The sequence below is a fragment of the Actinoplanes sp. NPDC049681 genome (assembly GCF_044465265.1).
In the GTDB taxonomy this organism is placed as follows: domain Bacteria; phylum Actinomycetota; class Actinomycetes; order Mycobacteriales; family Micromonosporaceae; genus Actinoplanes.
The window spans coordinates 195,493-217,158 of record NZ_JBITLP010000004.1; the positions used below are offsets into that span (position 1 = coordinate 195,493).

Consider the following 21,666-nt stretch of genomic DNA (forward strand, 5'->3'; position numbering starts at 1 on the left):
GGGTCAAGGGAATCGTGCGGTCGGGACACCGCTCGGGGATATGGGGACAGTTCGGTGGTAGTGCTGTTTGTCGTGGCGGCCATGGCGGTCGTCGTTCCGGCCGTGGCCGGTCCGCTGCTCGCGTACGGGCCGGGCCGCAGACTCGCCGGTGGCCGCCTGGTGGCCAGGACCCGGGAGGCGGTCGCCGGGCTCGTCACGACGCTCGGCCGGCCGCTGACGGCCGTGGTCTTCGTGCTGTTCTGGGCCGCCCTGGTCATCGCGGTCTTCTGGCCGGTCGGCCTGCTCGCCCACAGCCTCGAGGACGCGGTCGACTGGCCGGTCCTGCTCTGGGTCACCGACCACCGCCACGCCGGCTTCGAGGACTTCAACTGGTTCTACACCGCCCTCGGCGATCGGGAGCCGCTGAAGAAGGTCGTGGTCGTCGCCGCGGTCGTGTTCGCCGTGCTGTGGCGCAGGCGCTTCTGGATCCCGCTGACCGCGATCCTGCTGAGCTTCCCGCTCGAGCAGTACGTCCAGGCGATCCTCTCCGGCATGGTCAACCGCGGGCACCCGCCGACCGGGCTGGGGTCGTACCCGTCGGGCGGCATCGCCCGGGTCGTCATGACCTTCGGGGTCATCGCCCTCTTCACCGCCCTGACCTGGCAGCTGAACCGCCGCTGGCACGTCGTGCTCGGCACGGTCGTCCTCGTGATGGCCTGCTACGAGGGCTACTCGCGGATCTACGTGGAGAAACACTGGCTCACCGACGTCATCAGCGGCATCCTCTTCGGCCCGGCCCTCTTCCTCGGCTACGCGATCGCCGTCACCATCCTCGCGGGCCGCTACCCCCGCGAAGCCGCGCCCGTCACGGAGATCCTGCGTGCCGAGGCGGTGCCGGCGGCGTGACGACCCTGCTCGTCGCCTCGACCGGCGGCCATCTGGCCGAGCTCCACGACCTACGGCCGCGGCTGGGCGTCGGTGCGCGCCGGTGGGTGACCTTCGACAGCCCGCAGAGCCGCTCCCTGCTCGAGGGCGAGGACGTCGTCTACGTCCCGCCCACCACCAGCCGGGACGTCGCCGGGGTGCTGCGCGATCTGGTCGTCGCCCGGCGAATGTTCAAGGCCGAGCGCTACGAGCACGTCATCAGCACCGGTGCCGCCGTGGCCATGGCGTTCTTCCTGCCGGCGGCCGCGGCCGGTGTCCGCTGCTCCTACATCGAGAGCGCCACCCGCACCGGCGGGCCGTCGCTGACCGGCAAGCTCGCCGCCCGGGTGCCCCGCATGCGGCTCTACACGCAGTATCCGGCCTGGGCCGGCGGCCCCTGGCGGTACGGCGGGTCCATCTTCGACGCCTTCGAGGCCGAGGCCCGGCTGGAGCCGGCGCCGGTCCGCCGGGTCGTGGTGACCCTGGGTACCCACGAGCGGTACACGTTCCCGCGCCTGCTCCGGCACCTGGTGGGGCTGCTGCCCCCCGAGTGGGACGTCCTGTGGCAGGTGGGGGCGACGGTCATCGATAGGATGCCCGCCGGCGCCCGCAGGCAGGTGCCGGCCGCCGAGATGCGGCAGGCGCTGGCGGAGGCCGACGTCGTCATCTCACACGCCGGGGTGGGCTCGGCGCTGGCGGCCATGCAGGCCGGCAAGCGCGCGGTCTACGTACCGCGGCGCAGAGTCCACGCAGAGCACGTCGACGACCACCAGGTCGAGATGGCTCGGGAGCTGGAAGGCAGGAAACTCGTCGTGGCCCGCGAGGTGGAGGACCTCACCCTCGCGGACCTGCAAACAGCCGCAGCATGGTCGGTGCGGGCCGCCCCCGGTGTCGCCCCGTTCCGGCTGGCGCCCTCATGAACCGTCGATGCCCGGTGCTCGTCCTCAGTGCACCCGGCACGGTGGCCGATGGGCGTCGTCTGTAGTCCGTACGGTCGATAGCGAACCGCCCGGCACCGCATCAGGCTGCGTCAAATCCTTGAAAATCCGATTAGGAGGGCTCGTGTCCTTGAAACGTCGACTCCGGCCACGGCCGTTCACCAGGATCCTGGTGCCGGTCGCGGTGACGAGTCTGACGGTCGCTCTGACCGCCATACCGGCGAGCGCCGTGTTCGTCCCGCCGAGCGAATCGGCCACCATCGTCACGGCGAACCCCGCGGACAACACGCCGCACGCCCAGAACGGCAGTATGCGCGCGTTCGCACAGATCGGTAACACGGTCTACGCGGGTGGGTCGTTCAGCGGTGTCAAAGCGGCCGGCGCCACCGCCTGGTCGCCCGCCAGCAACCTCATCGCGTACGACATCAGCACGGGAGCGATCAAGACAGGATTCGCCCCGTCGCTCGACGGCGCGGTGCAGACCCTGGCGGTCAGCCCCGACGGCAAGCTGATCGTCGGCGGCAGCTTCGGCACGGTGAACGGTGTCGCCCGCAAGAACCTGGTCGAGCTCGACCCGGCGACCGGCGCCACGATCACCAGCTGGGCCGGCCGTGGCGACGGTGGCGTGGTCCGCCGCGCGATCGTGCACGGCAACCAGCTCTACATCGCCGGCGCGTTCCACTGGGTCAACGGCACCGAGCACTCGCTGCTGGCGCGGCTCAACGCCACCACCGGCGCCATCGACGCGACGTTCCAGGTGGACGCGAGCGGTGCCCGCGCCTACCCGAACTCGACCGAGCTGGTGTGGGGCCTCGCGGTCGCACCCGACGGTGACACGGTCGTGGCGGTCGGCAACTTCACCGACGTCAACGGTGCCAAGCGCAACCAGGTCGTCATGATCGACACTTCGGGTACGCCCACCGTCGCGGACTGGAACACCGACCGCTACGTCGCCGGTTGCTACAGCGACTCGTTCCCGTTCTACGCGCGGGACGTCGACTTCTCGGACGACGGTGACTACTTCGTCATCATCGCCGACGGCGGTCGCGGCGACGCGTACTGTGACGCCACCGCCCGTTGGGAGACCGCGGACCGCGGGTCCAACGTCAAGGCGACCTGGGTGGACTTCACCGGCACCGACTCGGTGACCTCGCTCGAGGTGGCCGGCGGCGTCGTCTACGTGGGCGGTCACTTCCGCTGGCAGAACAACGCCAACGGCAACGACTCGCAGGGTGCGGGCGGTGTCAGCCGCTACGGCATGGCCGCGCTGGACCAGCAGAACGGCGTCCCGATGAACTGGAACCCCACCCGCTCGCCCGGCAGCCAGCTGCCCTCCGGCGGCACCAGCTGGGGCCCGATCATGTGGGAGATCTGGAAGGGCCCGTCCGGCCTGTTCATCGGCCAGGACTCCGACGGTCTCGGCAACGAGTACCACGGGCGCATGGGCTACTTCCCGCAGTCGGGCGGGCGCACGATCGGCGTGCAGGACGCCCCGCAGGCCACGTCGGGCTACCTCTACCTCGGCGCGGGCAACGGCCAGGTCACCAAGGTCTCGTACGGCCCGGGCGGCCTCGGCACGCCGGCGACCGTCAGCCAGCCGCAGCTCACCAACGCCAAGGCGGCCTTCGCACTGTCCAACAAGGTCTACTGGGCGAAGACGGACTCCTCGGCGCCGAGCGGAAGCGTGCTGAACGTGTCGACCCTGACCGGCGGCACCATCGGCGCGCCGTGGGTCAGCAGCGGCTACAACTCGTGGTTCACGGCGGCGAGCATGACAGGCGCATTCTTCCTGCAGGGCCGCATGTATTACACGACCTCGAGCAGCAATTCACTTTTCTATCGATATCTCACGCCGGACGGTTCCGTCGTCGGCTGCACCCCCTTCACGCTGCCTACGTCGGGTATTGACTGGCGTACGGTCCGTGGTATGACCTGGGTGGCGGGGAAGCTCGTCTATGGTTCCACCAACGGATCGCTGCGGACGGTCGACTTCGACCCGGCCGCGGCCACCGCGGTCGACGGCTCCGCGGCGACCGTGGTGTCGGCCGGCACGGCGGAGGCCACCTGGAACAACCCCACGCTGTTCTTCGCCACCTCGTAGCGCGGAACGCAGACGTCGGCGTCCCCGGCCGGGCAGCGTGGCCCGGCCGGGGAGGTCGCGGGAGAACCGGAACACAACTGCAGACGTCGGGGAGAGACGACTCATGGACGTGACTGATTCCGTCGCCGCGAGCCGGCAGCGGGTCGTCGGCTTTGCGGACGTCGTAAGGATTCCGCTGCGCCGCTGGCGGATCGTGGTGACCGCCACCGTGGTGGTCACGGTCGCCGTGCTCGCCTACCTGTTGTTCTTCCCGGCCACCTACCGGGCCACCACGGTCGTCGTGCTGCGGCCGGTGGTGACCGACCCGTTCACGCTGCCCTCCAGCGGCGCGGACCGGGCCATCAACATGACCGCCGAGAACGGCATCGCCCTCGGCAACGACGTCATCGACTCCACCGCACGCATCCTCAACCGCGACCCCGAGGACGTCCGCGACGCGCTCACCACCGAGGTGCCCACCGGCGGTCAGGTGCTGCGCTTCCAGTACGCCGACGACACCGAGGAAAGCTCGATCACCGGTGCCAACACCGCCGCGGAGACGTACCTACGGGTCCGCGAGGACATCTACAAGCAGCAACGAGCCGCGCTGATGCTGTCGTACGACAACACCATCAAGTCGGTGACTGCCCAGCGTCAGGCCGCGCAGAAGGACCTGCCGTCCAGGAATTCCAGCTCCGACTCGATGTCGCCGCGGGCCCAGGCCATGCTCGACCAGGTCAACGCGCTGAACGACCAGATCGCCCAGCTGGCGAACGCCCGCGCCAAGGTGGCCTCGGCCGACCTGAGCCCCGGCTCGATCGCGGCCGCCGCCCGGGCGCCGGTGCCCTCCAGCCACGACGCCGCGGCGCTGTACCTGGCCGCCGCCCTGCTCGGCGGCCTGCTCATCGGCATGGTCCTCGCGCACGCCCGCGAGGCGCTGGACCGCCGTATCCGCTCCATCGACCAGGCCGCCGACATCGTCGGGGTGCCGGCGCTCGGCGTGGTCCGGGCCGCCGGACGGCACCACGACGCCGCGGCCGCGGCCGACGCCCGCTACGTCTCCCTGGCCGTCCTCAAGTGGATCGACCGGCATCCGGACCGCAAGCTCGTCGTGCTCTCGGTACGCGACGACGAGGGCCGGACGACGGTGAGCGGCAACCTCGCGGTCGCCCTGGCCGAAGCGGGCCAGGACGTTACCCTGGCCGCGCCGGCGGAGCCTCAGGAGGAGCTGAAGCGCATCCTCTTCGCCGCGCAGAAACGGACACCGCCGAGACCACGGACCATCACGCCGTCCGGCGCCGGGCTCAACGGATCGGCCACGGCCGGCGGTCTCGGCCGCGGCCCGGCCGGCGCGGGCACCGTCGCGGCCCCCGGCGTGACCCGGATCCCGGCGTCGTCCGTGCGCCTCGCGGAGGTGCAGGCCACCTCCCAGGACCCCGAGGCCACACTGATCATGGATACCGCGGGCGGGCGGGTCGTGCCCTCCCCGGCCGACACCCAGCCGGTGCTGACCAAGGCGGACGTGGAGGGCCGGGCACCCGTGGTCGTGCTCATCGGCGGCGGCGTGGTGCGGCTCTGCGCGCTCGGCGACGAGCCGGACTCCGGCGTCGTGGTCGTCGACGCGCCGCCCTCGGACACCGACGAGCGGGGTGTGCGAGCCGCGCAGACCGGCGTCGCCGTCCTGGTGGTGGCGCGCGACCGCACCCGCAACGCTGACCTCAGCCGGCTGGTGGACCGGCTGCGGTCCGCCGGCGCCCAGACGGTCGGCTTCGTCCTGACAGGAGGCCGCGGTGCCTGACAGCTACCCCGTCGTCAGCGTCATCGTCGCCACCCGGGACCGCCCCGGCCTGCTCGAACGCGCCGTCACCAGCATCCTCCAGCAGGACTATCCCGGTGAGATCGAGTGCATCGTCGTGTACGACCACGTCGACGTGCGCGACCTCGACGTCGCGGCCGGGCCGGGACGCTCGCTCAAGCTGATCAACAACACCCACCGGCAGGGCCTGCCGGGCGGGCGCAACAGCGGGGCCGACGCGGCCACCGGCGAGCTGCTCGCCTTCTGCGACGACGACGACATCTGGCTGCCGGCCAAGCTGCGGCGGCAGGCCGACCTGCTCGCCGACCCGGCGGTCGGCGCGGTCAGCTGCGGCCTGCGGCTGCGCGGACCGGGCATCGACAAGGAACGCGTGCTCGATCGGGACGTCGTGACGCACGAGGAGTTCCTGGAGGACCGGGTGATGGAGGTCCACTCCAGCACCATGCTCGTGCGCCGGTCCACCTGGGAGGCGGCCGGGGAGGTGGACGAGCAGATCCCCGGCGGCTACAGCGAGGACTACGAGTGGTTGCTGCGGGTCTCCGCGCACACGCCGATCGCCGTCGTGCGTCAGGCCCTCGTCATCGTCGACTGGCACGGCGGCTCGTTCTACTTCGGCCGGTGGGCGACGATCGTCGAGGCCCAGCGGTACCTCATCCGCAAGCACCCCGACCTGGCGCAGAGTCCCACCGGCATGGCCCGCCTGCGAGGACAGATCGCGTTCGCGCTCGCCTCCGGCAACCGGCGGACCGAAGCGGTGCGGGAGTTGGCGGCGGTGATCCGGCTCAACCCGCGGGAGAAGCGGGTGCTCGTGACCGTACCCGTGATCCTGCGCCTGATGACCGGTGAGCGGGTGCTGCGGATGGCGCAGAAGCGCGGCAGGGGGATCTGAGGTTGGCCCGGACGTCCGTGCGGCCGCGGCGGGTCGCACGAGCGACCGCGCCGGCCCGGGCGCGCGCGGTGGCGGCGGTCGAGCCCGGGGTGCTCGATCCGCGGGCCTGGCGGGTACGCACCGCGAAGCTGCCGGTCTGGCCACTGGTCGTCATGTTCGCGCTGATGCCGCTCTGGTGGGGCCTCGGCGTCTGGTACTTCGTCTGGCCGTTCTTCGGGGTGGTCCTGCTGGCCCTGCTCACGACCCGCGGCGACGTGCGGCTGCCGACCGGGACGTGGCTCTGGCTCATCCTGCTGGCCATCATCGCGATCAGCGCCACCCGGCTCGAGCGCGTGACGTCGCTGTTCGTCTTCGGCCTGCGGCTCGGGCACCTCTTCACGGCCCTGATGGTGGGCATCTACGTCTACAACCTGGCCCGGGACCGGGTGGCGTGGGTACGCATCGCCAATCCCCTCGCCCTCTTCTGGCTGGCCATGGTGGTGCTCGGCTGGCTGGGCGTACTCGCACCCAAGTTCAGCATGGCGAGCCCGTTCCAGATGGTGCTGCCGCACAGCGTGCAGGGCGAGCGCTTCATCACCGACATCTCGCGCCTGGACGCCACCGAGTTCAACCCGTTGAGCCGCAACCCGATCTACCGGCCGGCGGCGCCGTACCCGTACACCAACAACTGGGGTACGGCGTACTGCTTCCTGGTGCCGTTCGTGCTGGCGTACCTGACCTCGGTGCGGCGGGGCCGGATGCGGGTGGTGCTGATGGTGTCGCTGCCCCTGTCCATCGTGCCGGCCTTCCTGACCCTGAACCGGGGCATGTTCATCGGGCTCGGCGCGGGCGTGCTCTACCTGCTGGGCCGGGAGATCGCCCGGGGGCGGGTGCGGCTGCTGCTGCCGATCGCCGGCATCCTGCTGGCCGGCTGGGTGGTCACCCTCTTCATCCCGGTCGTCGACCTGATCACGAACCGCACCACGACGACGGACACCACTTCCGACCGCTTCGACCTGTACGTGCAGACGTGGGCCGCCGTCCTGCGCTCGCCGCTGCTCGGCTTCGGCCAGCCCAATTCGGTGGACACCACGCACGCCGCCGAGCCGCTCGGCACCCAGGGGATGATCTGGCAGCTGCTCTACAGCCACGGGATCCCCGCCACGATCTGCTTCTACGTGATCCTGCTCGTGCTCACCCGCCGGCTGGCCGCCGCCGTGACGCCCAGCGGCCTGTGGCTCAGCTGCCTGCCGGTCATCGCCGCGATCGTCACGCCGTTCTACTCGTACATCGATCCCAACATGTCGGTGCTGCTCTTCGCCGTCGGCCTCGGGCTGGCCGCGGTGGACGGCCCGGTGAACCGCGAACCGAAGGAGTCTCCTGCATGACGGCGGTCACCGAGGTGCGTCGCAGCACGCGCAGCGGCGCGATCGGCCTGGTCGGCGCGGCCGTCAACGGCGCTTTCGGCTTCGTGCTCACCACGGTCATCGTGCGGACGTTCGGCGCGGACGGCTCCGGTGCCCTGTTCAGCGTGATCGGGCTCGTCACGATCGTCGGGGCGGTCTGCTGCCTGGGTGCGGACACCGGGCTGATGTGGGCGTTGCCGCGCCGCCGCGCCGCCCGCCTCCTGCCGCTCGCCGTGCTGCCGACACTGGGCCTGGCCCTGCTGGTCGCCGCGGGCGGGATCGCCGCCGCCGGACCGCTCTCCCGGGCCCTGCTCGACGACCCGGCCGGCGCCGGGCTGGTGCGGCTCGCGTTCGCGGGCGTGCCGGTCATCGTCGCCGCGACGGTGCTGCTCGCGGCCGTACGCGCGACCCGGCCGGTGTCGGCGTACGTCGCCGTGCAGTTCGTCCTGGTGCCGGTTGCCCGGCCGGCGCTGATGATCGCCGCGGTGGCGGCCGGTGGCGGCGTGCTGCTCGGCTTCGGCGGCTGGCTGCTGCCGATGGCGGTCGCGCTGCTCGTGGCGCTCGCCCTGGTTGCCGCGCCCCTCGGGATCGGGGCCGGTGCGTCGCTGCGGCCCGAGCCCGCCGACTGGCCGTGGTTCTGGGGGTTCGCCCTGCCGCGTGCCGCCTCGGTGGCCATCGACGCGAGCAGTATGTGGATCGGCGTGCTGCTGACCGGCGCGCTGGCCACCCAGGCGGAGGCGGGCGTGTTCGCCGCGGTCGGCCGGTACGCCCTCGCCGGCCTGCTCATCATGCAGGGTTTGCGCGTCGCCGTCGCACCGCAGCTGTCCCGCCTGCTCGGGGCCGGCCAGCGGCATGACGCGGCGCAGGTGTACCGCCGGACCACCCTCGGGATCGTGCTGCTGTCGTGGCCGGCGTACCTGATGCTCGCGGTCTTCGCCCCGGCCTTTTTGGCGCTGTTCGGCGCCGAGTTCCGTTCCGGGGCCACGCCGATGGCCGTGCTGGCGGTCGCCATGCTGGTCAACGTCGGTGTGGGACTCGTGCAGACGGTCCTGCTGATGAGCGGCAACAGCCGGGGCCACCTGCTGGCCACGGTGGCCGGGCTGACCCTCAACGTCGTCGCCTGCCTCGTGCTGGTGCCGCGGCACGGCGCCCTGGGAGCGGCGATCGCCTGGTCGCTCGGGATCGTGTGCGAGAACGTCCTGGCCGCCGTGCTCGCCCGCCGAGCCCTGGGTGAGGCGCTGTTCGGCCGTACCCTCGTCGTCTCCGCCCTGGCGGTGACCGGCGCAACCGGCGTCGCCGCCGCGATCGGCACCCTGGTCGCCGGCCGTGGTCTGCCCGGCCTCGCCGTCGCGCTCGGGATCACCGTCGCCGGCTGTGTCGCCCTGCTCGCCGACCGGCGGGTCCGCGCGGCCCTCGCCACCGTCCGCCACCAGCTGAGAAGGAACAATCCATGACCGTCAAGGACCGGATCAAGAGCGTGGCCCCGCGGGCCGCCCGGGAGCAGGTCCGGGAGTTGCTGGTGCGCTACGGCGAACGGACCAGCGACCAGCGGCCGCTGCCCGACTTCCTCGTCATCGGCACGAAGCGCGGCGGCACCACCTCGCTCTGGCGCTACCTGATCCAGCACCCGCTCGTGCCGCGGCTCTTCCCCGCGTGGAACACCAAGACGTCGCACTACTTCGAGGAGAACTGGTCGCGCGGCGAGGCCTGGTACAGGTCGCACTTCCCGACCCGCAGGCAGCGTGCGGCGCTGGAACGCAAGCACGGCGGACCGTCCAAAGTGGGTGAGGCGGCGCCGCTGTACATGTTCCATCCGCTGGTGGCGGGCCGCGTCGCGGACCTCATGCCGCAGGCCCGGATGATCGTGCTGCTGCGTGACCCGGTGGAGCGGGCGTATTCGCACTGGAAGGAGCGGCGGGGCGAGGGCGTGGAGCCGCTCGGCTTCGCCGAGGCTCTCGCGGCCGAGGAAAGCCGTACGGCCGGCGAGCGGGAACGGTTGCTGGCCGAGCCGGGCTACTTCTCCGAGGCGTACGACTGGTACACGTACCGGGCGCGCGGCCGCTACCTGGAACACCTCGAGCCGTGGCTGGACCGCTTCGACCGCTCCCAGCTGCTCTTCGTCGCCAGCGAGACGCTGTACAGGCAGCCGGCCGAGACGTACGCGCGGATCCTGCGGTTCATCGGCCTGCCGGCGTACGAGCTGCCCGCCTACGACGTGTTCAACGACCGTCCCAGCAAGGGCATGGAGGCCGACGTGCGTGCGGAGCTGACGGCGTACTACAAGCCCTTCAATGCGGCGCTGGCCGACCGGCTGGGGATGACGTTCGACTGGTCCTGAGCCGCGGCGTCGACGAGGCGGGCCAGGTGCAGCATCTCGCGGTTGTCCGGATAGCTGCCCGACGGCCGCTGTTCGAGCTCTTCGATCGCGGATGTGAGCATCGACCGCTGCACCGACGTCAGCGTCCCGCCGGAGGAGAGCAGGGCGAGGGCGCTGGCCCGCACCCGGGCCGCCGCCGGATCACCGCGGGTCAGCAGGCGCGCTATCCGTTCCCGGTACCACCTTTCGACGGCGAGCAGCGCACTCATCGGGGCAGGCGGGTCGCGAGCACGTCCAGCAGCGCCGGGTGCAGCTTCGGGTTCCAGCCCGCGCCGCCGCCGGAGAGCTCGTACGTGCGCAGCCACAGCTCGACGAGGTAGGCGTCGGCCACGAAGCGCTGCCCGGCCGCGTCCAGCCCGAGCGCCGGCCCGTGCTCGCGCAGCGCCTCGTCGACCGCCACCGCGCATTCCGCCGCGGGCCGCCCGTAGGTGGACAGCGCGGTCTGGAACGCCTGATGGGCCAGGTCGAAGCCGACCGGTACGCCGGCCGAGCGGTTCTCCCAGTCCCAGACCAGCAGCCGTCCCCGGTGCCGGGCCATGTTCCACGGCACCCAGTCGCCGTGCCAGTCCCCGAACTCCAGCTCCTGGCCGGTGTCCAGCGCGTCGATGAAGGCGTGGATCCGGGCGTCGGCGCCGGCGGCGCGCCGCCGCCAGGTGGTCAGCAGCTCGGTCACCGGGCGCGGGGGAGTGGCCGGCCCGCCGCGCCGGGCGACCGCCAGCATGGCGTCCAGCCGCGGCCGGTCGGGCCGCCGGATGCGCCGGACCGTGCGGGGCATCGGCTCGATCACCGCGATCTCGCGGCCGTGCCACCGGGTGTGCAGGGCCAGCCGGGGCGCCGGCGGGAAGCCGCCGCCCTCCGGCAGGTCGGCCAGGGTGGCGGCCTCCGCCCGGACCATCGCGCGGGTGCCGTCGTTCCAGCCGATCTTCGCGTAGCCGCGCGGCCGGCCGCGGTCGTCGAAGAGCTGCAGGGTCGGCTTGTGGTGCGGGTCCGGCGGGCGAATGCCGATCGCGGCGTGCAACCGGTCCACGCCGAGCTGCCCGGCCAGGAACGTGCTGAGGAGATCAGGGGCGTGCACCGAGAGCACCGGCGCTTTGGTGATGCCGAGCAGCCCCAGCCGGGCGAGGACGCCGACCGCGGCCCGGCCGGCCCGGACCTTCGGGGGCCGCAGCGCGTTGTACGTCAGCAGCGACGCCGCGGTGACCCGCCGCGACGCCAGCGGCAGCAGGAACCGTGGCCTGTCCAGCGACGGGATCACGGCGTACCGGACGGTCGCGGAGGGATCGTCGCCGACCGCGACCGTGACGCCGGGGTTCTCGAAGACGGCCCGGACGACCCAGCCGAGCCCGTCTTCGAGAACGAGAGACTCTTTCAGCACGCCCTAGACCATAGGTGAGCGTCGTTCAGCGTTGATAGACCCGTACGTAGTCCACGAGGAAGTCCGCCGGGAAGTGCGTGCTGCCGTCCGGATCGCCCAGCCAGCCGCCGACCTGGAAGTTGAGCCGGATGTTGTACGGCTTGGTGAACGCCTTGTCGTACCACGGGGTGGTGCTGCGGTCCCGGGTCCAGACGAGCTTGCCGTCGATGTACCACTTGAGCGCGGTGGCATCCCATTCGGTGGTGTACGTGTGGAAGCCGTCCGCCGGGTAGCCGCCCGCGGGCAGATCGATCCGGGTGTCCTGCTTGACCGGGGTGTAGTCCCAGAAGATGGCCGCGGTGGACTTGTCGTACCAGTCCTGGCCGCCGGGGAGCTCGGTGACGTCGATCTCACCGTTGCCGCCGTCGTCGGGGCGCAGCCAGAACGCCGGCCACAGGCCCTTGGACGTCTCCGGCTTGTTCGGCGACTTGGCGCGCATCTCGAAGCGGCCGTACTTCCACGACGCCTTGCCGATGGTGTCGAGATACGACTGCGTGTACTGACGGTTCTGCGAGCTGCAGGACGAGTTCTCCCGTAGTGCTCGCAGCGTGAGGTTGCCGCCGCCGACGAAGGTGTTCTTCGGGTTGTCCACGTTGCAGCCCATGTCGATGTCGCGTCCCTCGCCGTCGCGCAGGTTCCACTTCGACTTGTCGACGCTGCCGCCGTTGAACTCGTCGTTCCAGACGAGCTTCCAGCCGGACGGTGGTGCCGGGGCAGTGGTGGCGGCCGGCGGCTTGGTGGTCGGCGAGGCCGGCGCATCGGTGGTCTTCGTCGGCGCGGGTTTGGTGGTTGGCGGCGTGGTGGCAGGTGCCGTGGTGGGCGGCGGCAACGCGGTCGCCGGTGCGGTGGGTCTGCCCTGCGTCTCGTACGACAGCACGAGCTCGGGGTGCAGGTTGTCCTTGGAGTTCTCGCGCGACGCCCAGTACACCCGGGTGTTCACGTTCTCCTGCGAGAGCGCGAACGTGTAGGTGCCGTTGCGCTGCACCGACGCGGAGACGTCGAACTCGTTGTAGCCCTTCCTGACGCCGTCCAGCGCCTCCACGCTGCCGGCCGTGGCGAGCTGCGCCGGGCTGCTCGCCACCGACAGGTCGCCGGGGAGGGCGCGGGCCAGGATACGGGCGGCGACGTCGTGCCAGGCGTACACGCGCAGCGTCGCCTTGACCTTGGTGGCGTTGACAGGGAGCTTGTCCACCGCGAACTGCAGGGTGGCGTCGCGCCGTCCGTGCGGGTTGTTGTCGCACAGCGCCGGGCAGCTCGCCAGCGTGGTCTTGACGCTGTTGTCCCCGTCCTGCGGCACCTGGGTGATGGTCGTGTCGGCCACCGGGTGCAGCGTGAGCCCGTTGTCGTCGCCGGCGAAGACCGGCACGAGCGTCGCGGCGGTGACGGTCACGACGGCGATCCCGATGACGGTGAGGGACCGCGTGCTGCGGATCCCCCGTCGCGGCGCCGGTGCGTGGGCCGGCTCGTGCGCCCTGCGCAACATCAACTCTCCTTTGTGGTTCGTCGATGTCGGAGCGTATAGGTGCGTGCCCATAGATCACAGCCGCGCACATGGGTCACTAATGCTGGCTTAAGGCTGCCCTAATGCCAATCTCCGCTATTTCGGCGGCAGCGTCGACACGAACGCCCGCGCCCGGCCTACCCAGGCGTCCAGGACGTCGTCGTCCAGCACGGCGCCGTCCACCAGCACCCATCCGCGCATCAGGCGGCCACCGATGTCGCACGGCCGGGCGCCGGGCGCCGTGAGGGCCTGCTCGGCGGCGTCGCGGCCCACGCGGACCATGAGGTCGTCGCCCATCAGCGCGACGGTCAGATTCCCGTCGGTCAGGAACGCGAGACCGCCGAACATCCGCTTGTCGGTGATCCCCGGCACGGACGCCAGCAGGTCGCGGATCCGCTGGGCCAGGGCCTCGTCATAAGCCATGATCCGACCGTACCGGTGGCGGCGGGTTTCCTAGGCTCCGCGCATGCTGCGCGGGATCGCCCGCCGTCGAGGTCACCCTCGTAGCGCTGGTGGCGGGCGTGCGGCTGGTCGCGGCCCTCGACCCCGGACGCGCAGAAGATCTTCCCCGAGGCTATTTCCTCCGGTACGCCCTCTCGGGCCTCGCCGGGCGGACCTCGGCGACGGGCAGGAGGCCCGCTGGGCGCCGGCGCATCCGGAGGCGCCGGCGGCGCAGGCGCCGTTCAGCGCCGGCCTCACCCCGGCGTACGTGCGCGAGCGGTTCGAGGCGTCCTCCGCCGCTCTCGCCGCCGGCCGCTGGTCGCGATCTCGGTGCTCGTCGTTCTCCTGAGCTGGGTTCCGGTGGCTCGCGCGGCGGCGTCGTTCTCAGGTGGTGCTCAGCAGTGCCAGCGCGCGCCGGGCAAGGCCCTGGGCGTCGGCGTCCGAAGCGGGTCCACCTCCGGGCTGCAGGGCGCCGCCCAGCGCCAGTGCGGCGACCCCGTGTACGAGGCCCCAGGCGGCCACCTCCGCCGCGGCCGGATCTGCGCTCCCTTGTGCACGGACGCCGTCGCGCAGCGGTGCGATGGCCGCGGCCCGTGCGGCGATCAGCTCAGGATCGCCGTTGTCCAGGAGGTCGGTGCGGAACATGACGGTGAAGTGGCCGGGATGCTCGAGGGCGAACCGGACGTACGCGACCCCTACGTCGAGGACATCGCCGATGCTCGCTGCCGCGCTCAGCTCGTCGGCGAGCCAGCGGTTGCCCTGGACCGCGAGCGCGTTGAGCACGCCCTCGCGGCTGCCGAAGTGCCGCCGGAACGCGGTGTGGCTCACTCCGATCTCCGCGGCGATGGCGCGCAGGCTGAGCGCGCCGACGCCGTCGCGCGCGATGGCGGAGGCGGCTGCCGAGAGGATCGCATCCCGCAGATTTCCGTGGTGGTAGGCGGCCATGCGGGCGATGTTACCGGCGGTAACCAAGTCGCGCCGGGATCCGCCTGACGTCGGACGAAAAGATGATCATTGCCGACCCGAGTGGCCACAAAACCGCGCGGAGGGGGCTATCCGACCGAAAAGTCCATTTCCCCTACACCGCCGCAAATCCGTGGTTACAGTACGACCGGCGCAGTTCCCAAGTGCGAGCTTTGTCCCCGTGCTTCCGACCGCGCCGTACCGGCTTCGTGGCCGGCGCTTCACCGCCGTCGCGTGCGGCACCGAGAAAAGGCAAACCCGTCGAGAGGCGGGGACGCAAAGCCAGGGACCTCCCGAGCGGGAGGCGGCCCAGCCGCCGAAGGAGACAGAAGTACATGCGCTATCAACCAGCCCATGCGGCGAAGAGCGGCTCGGTTCCGTTCATGCTGCGTGGACCCAAGTCGGTCCGGACGGTCCTCTCGGCCGCCGTCGCCGGTGCGATCGCCTTCGCCCCGGCCGTTCTCATCAGCGCGCCCGCCCAGGCCGCCATCAGCGGCTTCAAGTTCGTCGACACCACCGTCATCGCCGACGAGGGTGACCAGCTCGTTTTCGAGGTGACGCGCGACCTCAGCGACTCTGCGATCAACACGGGCACGGACGTGGACTGGTCGATCGCCGGTGGCACCAGCCTCGGGGACGCGACCGCGGACGAGGACTACACCGACGACAGTGGGACGCTCCACTTCCCGGCTGACACCACGCCCGACGCCGACGGCAAGTACGGTGGCGACACGCTGACCATCACCGTGGACTCGATCCAGGACACGACGGACGAGCCCACCGAGGCGTTCACGGTGAACCTGGAGAGCGGCGGCAGCACCGACAGCGCCGAGGGCCGCATCACCGACGACGACAACGCTCCCGGCTACACCCTCATCGTCAGCGACCCCATGCCCGCCGAGGACCTCGCCGGCGGCAAGGTGACAGTGACGGCCGAGCTGGACGAGGTGTCCGGCAAGGACGTCAGCATCCCCGTCACGGTCGCGGCCGGCACGGCCAAGTCGGGTCAGGACTACACGTTCACCCCGGGCAGCATCACGATTCCCCGGGGCACGAACACCAGCAGTAAGCTCTACGTCAACATCACCGACGACGACCTGTACGAGGCGTCGGAGCAGGACCTCACCGTCAACGGCGGCGCCAGCACCACGGTCACCGGTACCGAGTCCGCCAAGGTGACGATCGTGGACGACGAGGAGGCGCCGCAGATCACGATCGCCGGTACGACGATCGACGAGGGCGGCTCGCTGGTCTTCGACGTCACCTCGACCGGTGCCTCGGAACGGCCCATGACGGCGGCCTGGACCACGGCTGACGGCCCGGGCGCGGACGAACCGGACTCGACGGACGGCACCGCCAAGGCCGGCACCGACTACACCGCGGCCACGGGCACGGTGACCTTCGCGGCGGCCACGACGAACACGCCTGCTGACGCGAGCACCAAGCAGAAGATCACCGTCAAGACCGTCTCGGACACGATCGCCGAGGCTACCGAGGACATGCACGTCACGCTGAGCAACCCCACCATCGGGGTGCTCGGGGACGACAAGGAGGCGACGGGTTCCATCACGGACACGGACCCGAACCCCACCGCCACCCTGTCGCCGACCGCGGCGATCACGGAGGGCAACAGCGGCCGGACGGCGAAGACCTACACGGTCAAGCTGAACAAGGAGTCGGGCCAGGTCGTCAAGGTCGACTACGACGTCGCGGGTTCGGGCCTCAATGCGGCCGACAACGTCTCGGACATCTTCGACACCTCGGGCACGCTGACGTTCCAGCCGGGTGAGACGTCGAAGTCCTTCACGGTGGACATCGTCGGCGACACCACGGACGAGCCGGACGAGACGTTCGACATCGACCTGGACAGCTCGACCGCGGACGTGACGGGCAACGGCACCAGCGGCACGGTGACCGTCACCATCAAGGATGACGACGCCACGCCGACGTACACCGTCGCGCCGATCGTCATGAACGAGGGCGACACGGGATCCGTGGCGGTGTTCCCGATCAAGCTGTCGAACCCGAGCTACCAGGAGTCGACGTTCACGATCGGCTCCATCACCGGCTCCGCGACGGACGACATCGCCGGTGCCCCGGGTGAGTTCGACTACATCGCGCCCACCGGTACGGTCACGATCCCGGCGGGCCAGACCACGGGCTACCTGTACTTCCTCGTCAACGGCGACGAGGTGTTCGAGCCGAACGAGACCGTGACCGTTCCGCTGACCGCGTCGGGCAACATCGACGGGGACGACTCGGACGCGAGCCTGACCATCACCAACGACGACGACATGCCGTCGTTCGAGGTCACCTCGGTCACGGGCAACGAGGGCGACACCGTGGACGTCATGGGCGTCGTCACCGGCGTCGCGCAGGACGACACGTTCTTCAACATCAACTTCGCCGGTGCCTCGGTCAAGGGCAGCACGGCCGCCTCGGCCGACGACTTCACCAACCCGGGCACCAAGGCAGTGAAGATCGACGGTGGCACGCTCTCCGGCACGCCGAAGCTGATCGCCAGCCTCAAGCTGACCGACGACGCCACGCCTGAGGGCCCGGAGACCATCCTGGCCTCCGGTAACGCCGTCAACGGCACGGTCGTCAACGGCGTCGTCACCATCGCGGCCAGTGACGGCGGTGCTCCCGCTCCGGCGCCGACGCTGATGTCGTCGTCGACCTACCGGCTCGGCGTGGGCTCGCTGCGGCTGAGCGGCAAGGTGGCCGCCGGTGCGACCGTGAAGCTGTGGGGTACGCCGATCGGCGCCGACGCGGACAAGCCGTGGCAGGACCTCGGCACCACCACGGCGAACTCCCAGGGTGAGTACAGCTTCTTCCCGCGGTTCACCACGACCGGCTGGTGGTTCCGTACGGCCGTGGGCGACCAGCAGTCGAACGCGATCAAGGTGTACCTCAAGCAGGACCCGGACTTCTACGTCCGCTCCTCCGCCACGGGCACCGCGACGCTGTCGGTCTTCGGTGACCCGCGGGTCGGCGGCCTCTCGGTCCGCCTGCTGCGCGCCAACAGCGACGGCACCTGGAGCACGGTCGGCACCGGCCGGCTGAACTCCGAGGGCAAGTACGTCCGGGTGCTGACCGGCCTCAAGTCGGGCAAGTCCTACCTCTACAAGGCGACGGTCTACGGCGACGGCGACGTCGGCATGCTGACCAACACCTCGAAGAGCGCCCGCGTCACGATTCGCTGAACCTCCAGGCAGTGACGAAGGGGGCGGCCCGCCGGGCCGCCCCCTTCCGCCGTTCCGCCTCCGGTCACTCCACCTCGACGGCCGCCTGCGCGAACTGCGCCGAGTAGAGCCGGGCGTACGCGCCGCCGGCCGCGATCAGCTCGTCGTGGCCGCCCTGCTCGACGATCGCGCCGTCCTCCATCACCAGGATCACGTCGGCGTCGCGGATGGTCGACAGCCGGTGCGCGATGACGAACGACGTACGGCCCGTGCGCAGCGTGTTCATCGCCCGCTGGATCAGCACCTCGGTGCGGGTGTCCACCGAGCTGGTCGCCTCGTCCAGGATCAGGATGCTCGGCTCCGCCAGGAACGCCCGGGCGATCGTGACAAGCTGCTTCTCGCCCGCGGAGACGTTCGAACCCTCCTCGTCGATCACCGTCTCCATGCCGTCGGGCAGGGACCGGACGAAGCGGTCCACGTGCGCCGCCTCCGCCGCCGCCGCGACGTCCGCAGTGGACGGATCGTCCGCGCCGTACGCGATGTTGTCCGCGATGGTGCCCCCGAACAACCACGTGTCCTGCAGCACCATGCCGATGTGCTCGCGCAGCTCCGCCCGGGGCATCGTGGCGATGTCGACGCCGTCCAGCGTGATCCGGCCCGACGACACGTCGTAGAACCGCATCAGCAGGTTGACCAGCGTCGTCTTGCCCGCACCCGTGGGACCGACGATCGCCACGGTCTGGCCCGGCTCGACGGTGAACGACAGATCCTCGATCAGCGGCTTGTCCGGCAGATAGCGGAACGAGACGTGCTCGAAGGCGATCCGGCCCTCGACGCGGCGCATCCCCTGGGATGCCGGATCGGGCGTCTGCTCGTCGGCGTCCAGCAGGGCGAAGACCCGCTCGGCCGAGGCCACCCCGGACTGCACCAGGTTGGCCATGCTCGCCACCTGGGTCAGGGGCTGGCTGAACTGGCGCGAGTACTGGATGAACGCCTGCACCTCGCCGAGCGAGAGGGAGCCGGAGGCCACCCGCAGGCCGCCGACCACGGCCACCAGCACGTAGTTGATGTTGCTGATGAACAGCATGGCCGGCTGGATCAGGCCCGAGATGAACTGGGCGCGGAAGCTGGACTCGTACAGTTTGGCGTTGTGCTTCTCGAAGGTCGCTGCCGCCTCCCGCGAGCGGCCGAAGACCTTGACCAGCGCGTGGCCGGTGAACATCTCCTCGATGTGCCCGTTGAGCCGGCCCGTCGTCGCCCACTGCGCGACGAACTGCGGCTGCGCGCGCTTGCCGATGCGGGTGGTGACGAAGATCGACACGGGCACGGTAACCAGGGCGATAAGCGCCAGCAGGGGAGAGATCCACACCATCATCGCGAGCACGCCGACGATCGTCAGCAGCGACGTGACGAGCTGGGCGAGCGTCTGCTGCAACGTCTGCGCGATGTTGTCGGTGTCGTTCGTGGCCCGGCTGAGCACCTCGCCGCGGGCCTGCTTGTCGAAGTAGGACAGCGGCAGCCGGGAGAGCTTCGCCTCCACGTCCTGACGCAGCCTGTACACGGTCGCCTGGACCACGCGGGCGGTGAGCCGGCCCTGGAGCACGCCGAAGAGCCATGCTCCGACATAGATCGCCAGCACCCAGAGGAGGATGTGGCCGAGCCGCGTGAAGTCGACGCCCTGGCCGGGAACGAAGTCCATGGCGGCGAGCATGTCCGCCCGGTTGTTCTCGCCGCGGGCCCGCAGCAGCGCGACGAGCTGGTCCTTGGAGAGGCCGGCGGGCACGCTCTTGCCGACGACGCCCGCGAAGATGACATCGGTGGCGTGTCCCAGGATGCGGGGGCCCACCACCGACAGCGTCACGCTCGCGATGCCGAGCAGCAGCACGGCGCCGACCAGCATCCGCTGGGGCCGGAGCATGCGCAGCAGGCGCTTGCTCGAGCCCTTGAAGTCCTGCAGTTTCTCGGCCGGCATACCGCCGCCGCCCATCATCGGCCGGGGCCCGCCCATGGGCGCCCCACCCGGCCTGCCGGGAGCCGTCACGCCGCTGCCTCCTGCTCCGTGAGCTGGGAGAGCACGATCTCCCGATAGGTTTCGTTGGTGTCCATCAGGTCGGTGTGGGTGCCGGTGCCGACGACCATGCCCTCGTCCAGCACGACGATCCGGTCGGCGTCGCGGATGGTGCTGACCCGCTGCGCGACGATGACCACGGTCGCGTCCGCGGTCTGCTGGGCCAGTGCCGAGCGCAGCGCCGCGTCGGTCGCGTAGTCGAGCGCCGAGAAGGAGTCGTCGAAGAGGTAGATCTCGGGCCGGTGCACGAGGACCCGCGCGATCGCGAGCCGCTGCCGCTGACCGCCCGAGACGTTCGTGCCGCCCTGGGCGATCTTGGCGTTGAGGCCGCCCTCCATGCGCTCCACGAAGTCGCGGGCCTGCGCCACCTCGAGCGCCGCCCACAGCTCCTCATCGGTGGCGTCCGGGTTGCCGTAGCGCAGGTTCGACGCCACCGTGCCGGCGAACAGGTACGGCTTCTGCGGCACCAGGCCGACGAGCCGCGACAGCAGGCCGGGGTCGAGCTGCCGTACGTCCACACCGTCGACGAGAACCTCGCCGTCGGTCGCGTCGAAGAGCCGTGGCACCAGGTTGATCAGGGTGGTCTTGCCCGAGCCGGTGCTGCCGATGACGGCGGTGACCTCGCCGGGCCGGGCCGTCAGGTGCACGCCGCAGAGCACCGGCGCCTCCGCACCCGGGTAGTGGAAGGTGACGTCGCGCAGCTCCAGTTCGCCGTGCCGGGTCAGCTCGGTGACCGGGCTCGCCGCGACGCGTACGGACGTCTCGGCGGACAGCACCTCCTCGATGCGCTCGGCGCACACGTCGGCCCGGGGGATCATGACGAACATGAAGGTGGCCATCATGACCGCCATGAGGATCTGCATGAGGTAGCTCAGGAACGCGGTGAGCGCGCCCACCTGCATGGCGTCGCTCTCGATGCGGTGACCGCCGAACCACAGCACGGCGATGCTCGACAGGTTGACGATCAGCATGAGGCTGGGGAACATGATCGCGATCAGCTTGCCGACCCGCAGCGAGACGTCGGTCAGCTCGTCGTTGGCGGCGCCGTAGCGGGCCTGCTCGTGCTCGTCACGGACGAACGCGCGGATCACCCGGATGCCGGTGATCTGCTCCCGCATGATCCGGTTGACCTTGTCGATGCGGACCTGCATGCGGCGCACGAGGGGCCGGATCAGGCGGATCAGGATCAGCACCACGATCAGCAGCAGCGGCAGGATCACCAGCAGCAGCCCGGACAGCGGCACGTCCTGCCGCAGCGCGAGCAGGACCCCGCCCACGCACATGATCGGTGCGGAGATCGTGAGCAGGAACCCCATCAGCACGAGCATCTGGACCTGCTGCACGTCGTTGGTGACGCGGGTGATGAGCGAGGGCGCGCCGAACTGCCCGACCTCACGGGACGAGAAGTCCATCACCCGGGCGAAGATCGCCGCCCGGATGTCGCGCCCGGCGCCCATGGCGGTCTGCGCGCCGAAGTAGACGGCCGCGATCTGCGCGGCGATCTGCACCAGGGACACGCCGAGCATCCCCGCGCCGACGCGCATGATGTAGTTGGTGTCGCCGGGCACGACGCCGTGGTCGATGATGTCGGCGTTCACGGTCGGCAGATAGAGCGTGGCCAGCGTGGCGACGAACTGGAAGAACACGACCAGCAGGATCGATCTTCCGTACGGCCGGAGCCGCGCACGCAGTAGTCGGATCAGCAC

At 70.7% G+C, this 21,666-nt stretch carries 16 protein-coding genes and 1 riboswitch; of the genes, 9 read left to right on the top strand and 7 right to left on the bottom strand.

Annotated elements, in window-relative coordinates:
• Positions 1-54 precede the first annotated feature (54 nt).
• The 8 genes from ACIBO8_RS15320 to ACIBO8_RS15355 all read left to right on the top strand — a co-directional run bounded on the left by ACIBO8_RS15320 (position 55) and on the right by ACIBO8_RS15355 (position 10,349).
• Positions 55-885: a phosphatase PAP2 family protein gene (locus tag ACIBO8_RS15320; protein WP_396115824.1), complete on the top strand. Its 831-nt coding sequence runs from the start codon at positions 55-57 to the stop codon at positions 883-885.
• The gene (locus tag ACIBO8_RS15325) at positions 882-1,823 is read left to right on the top strand and encodes a glycosyltransferase (protein WP_396115825.1); all 942 of its coding nucleotides are present in this window, start codon (positions 882-884) and stop codon (positions 1,821-1,823) included. The genes ACIBO8_RS15320 and ACIBO8_RS15325 overlap by 4 nt, the downstream gene beginning before the upstream one ends.
• 142 nt (positions 1,824-1,965) lie before the next feature.
• A complete protein-coding gene (locus ACIBO8_RS15330; protein WP_396115826.1) occupies positions 1,966-3,942 on the top strand; it encodes a hypothetical protein in 1,977 nt (658 codons plus the stop codon).
• A 103-nt stretch (positions 3,943-4,045) separates the two neighbouring features.
• Positions 4,046-5,719 (top strand): hypothetical protein, encoded by a 1,674-nt coding sequence (locus ACIBO8_RS15335; RefSeq protein ID WP_396115827.1) that lies wholly within the window; start codon positions 4,046-4,048, stop codon positions 5,717-5,719.
• Positions 5,712-6,626: a glycosyltransferase family 2 protein gene (locus tag ACIBO8_RS15340; protein WP_396115828.1), complete on the top strand. Its 915-nt coding sequence runs from the start codon at positions 5,712-5,714 to the stop codon at positions 6,624-6,626. The genes ACIBO8_RS15335 and ACIBO8_RS15340 overlap by 8 nt, the downstream gene beginning before the upstream one ends.
• Positions 6,627-6,628: 2 nt before the next feature.
• On the top strand, positions 6,629-7,993 hold the full coding sequence (locus tag ACIBO8_RS15345; RefSeq protein ID WP_396115829.1) for an O-antigen ligase family protein: 1,365 nt from the start codon (positions 6,629-6,631) through the stop codon (positions 7,991-7,993).
• Positions 7,990-9,465 carry a lipopolysaccharide biosynthesis protein gene (locus ACIBO8_RS15350; RefSeq protein ID WP_396115831.1) on the top strand — a complete coding sequence of 492 codons (1,476 nt, stop codon included), beginning with the start codon at positions 7,990-7,992 and terminating at the stop codon, positions 9,463-9,465. The genes ACIBO8_RS15345 and ACIBO8_RS15350 overlap by 4 nt, the downstream gene beginning before the upstream one ends.
• The gene (locus tag ACIBO8_RS15355) at positions 9,462-10,349 is read left to right on the top strand and encodes a sulfotransferase domain-containing protein (protein WP_396115832.1); all 888 of its coding nucleotides are present in this window, start codon (positions 9,462-9,464) and stop codon (positions 10,347-10,349) included. Before ACIBO8_RS15350 ends, ACIBO8_RS15355 begins: the two co-directional genes overlap by 4 nt.
• Here the strand turns inward: ACIBO8_RS15355 and ACIBO8_RS15360 are convergent.
• From ACIBO8_RS15360 to ACIBO8_RS15380, 5 genes are all read right to left on the bottom strand, one after another.
• On the bottom strand, positions 10,289-10,597 hold the full coding sequence (locus ACIBO8_RS15360; protein ID WP_396115834.1) for a hypothetical protein: 309 nt from the start codon (positions 10,595-10,597) through the stop codon (positions 10,289-10,291). The genes ACIBO8_RS15355 and ACIBO8_RS15360 overlap by 61 nt on opposite strands.
• Positions 10,594-11,763: a hypothetical protein gene (locus tag ACIBO8_RS15365; RefSeq protein WP_396115835.1), complete on the bottom strand. Its 1,170-nt coding sequence runs from the start codon at positions 11,761-11,763 to the stop codon at positions 10,594-10,596. The genes ACIBO8_RS15360 and ACIBO8_RS15365 overlap by 4 nt, the downstream gene beginning before the upstream one ends.
• A gap of 25 nt (positions 11,764-11,788) precedes the next feature.
• Positions 11,789-13,285, bottom strand: a complete 1,497-nt coding sequence (locus ACIBO8_RS15370; protein ID WP_396115836.1) for a family 16 glycosylhydrolase — start codon at positions 13,283-13,285, stop codon at positions 11,789-11,791.
• 114 nt (positions 13,286-13,399) lie between these two features.
• Positions 13,400-13,726, bottom strand: a complete 327-nt coding sequence (locus ACIBO8_RS15375; RefSeq protein WP_396115837.1) for a TfoX/Sxy family protein — start codon at positions 13,724-13,726, stop codon at positions 13,400-13,402.
• 402 nt (positions 13,727-14,128) lie between these two features.
• On the bottom strand, positions 14,129-14,689 hold the full coding sequence (locus ACIBO8_RS15380; protein ID WP_396115838.1) for a TetR/AcrR family transcriptional regulator: 561 nt from the start codon (positions 14,687-14,689) through the stop codon (positions 14,129-14,131).
• Positions 14,690-14,948: 259 nt separating this feature from the next.
• A riboswitch (cyclic di-GMP riboswitch) is annotated at positions 14,949-15,028 on the top strand.
• Between the two features lie 14 nt (positions 15,029-15,042).
• On the opposite strand from ACIBO8_RS15380, the gene ACIBO8_RS15385 reads away from it, so the two are divergent.
• A complete protein-coding gene (locus ACIBO8_RS15385; protein WP_396115839.1) occupies positions 15,043-17,913 on the top strand; it encodes a Calx-beta domain-containing protein in 2,871 nt (956 codons plus the stop codon).
• A gap of 64 nt (positions 17,914-17,977) precedes the next feature.
• Here ACIBO8_RS15385 and ACIBO8_RS15390 read toward each other — a convergent pair whose 3' ends face one another.
• Positions 17,978-19,900 carry an ABC transporter ATP-binding protein gene (locus ACIBO8_RS15390; RefSeq protein WP_396115840.1) on the bottom strand — a complete coding sequence of 641 codons (1,923 nt, stop codon included), beginning with the start codon at positions 19,898-19,900 and terminating at the stop codon, positions 17,978-17,980.
• A gap of 29 nt (positions 19,901-19,929) precedes the next feature.
• On the bottom strand, positions 19,930-21,666 hold the full coding sequence (locus ACIBO8_RS15395; RefSeq protein ID WP_396115841.1) for an ABC transporter ATP-binding protein: 1,737 nt from the start codon (positions 21,664-21,666) through the stop codon (positions 19,930-19,932).

Excerpts from the sequence above, each read along its gene's own strand:
- ACIBO8_RS15335 (WP_396115827.1), top strand. The coding sequence starts at position 4,046 with ATGGACGTGACTGATTCCGTCGCCGCGAGCCGGCAGCGGGTCGTCGGC.
- ACIBO8_RS15350 (WP_396115831.1), top strand. The coding sequence starts at position 7,990 with ATGACGGCGGTCACCGAGGTGCGTCGCAGCACGCGCAGCGGCGCGATC.
- ACIBO8_RS15355 (WP_396115832.1), top strand. The coding sequence starts at position 9,462 with ATGACCGTCAAGGACCGGATCAAGAGCGTGGCCCCGCGGGCCGCCCGG.
- ACIBO8_RS15360 (WP_396115834.1), bottom strand. The coding sequence starts at position 10,597 with ATGAGTGCGCTGCTCGCCGTCGAAAGGTGGTACCGGGAACGGATAGCG.
- ACIBO8_RS15370 (WP_396115836.1), bottom strand. The coding sequence starts at position 13,285 with ATGTTGCGCAGGGCGCACGAGCCGGCCCACGCACCGGCGCCGCGACGG.
- ACIBO8_RS15375 (WP_396115837.1), bottom strand. The coding sequence starts at position 13,726 with ATGGCTTATGACGAGGCCCTGGCCCAGCGGATCCGCGACCTGCTGGCG.
- ACIBO8_RS15380 (WP_396115838.1), bottom strand. The coding sequence starts at position 14,689 with ATGGCCGCCTACCACCACGGAAATCTGCGGGATGCGATCCTCTCGGCA.
- ACIBO8_RS15385 (WP_396115839.1), top strand. The coding sequence starts at position 15,043 with ATGCGCTATCAACCAGCCCATGCGGCGAAGAGCGGCTCGGTTCCGTTC.
- ACIBO8_RS15390 (WP_396115840.1), bottom strand. The coding sequence starts at position 19,900 with ATGGGCGGGCCCCGGCCGATGATGGGCGGCGGCGGTATGCCGGCCGAG.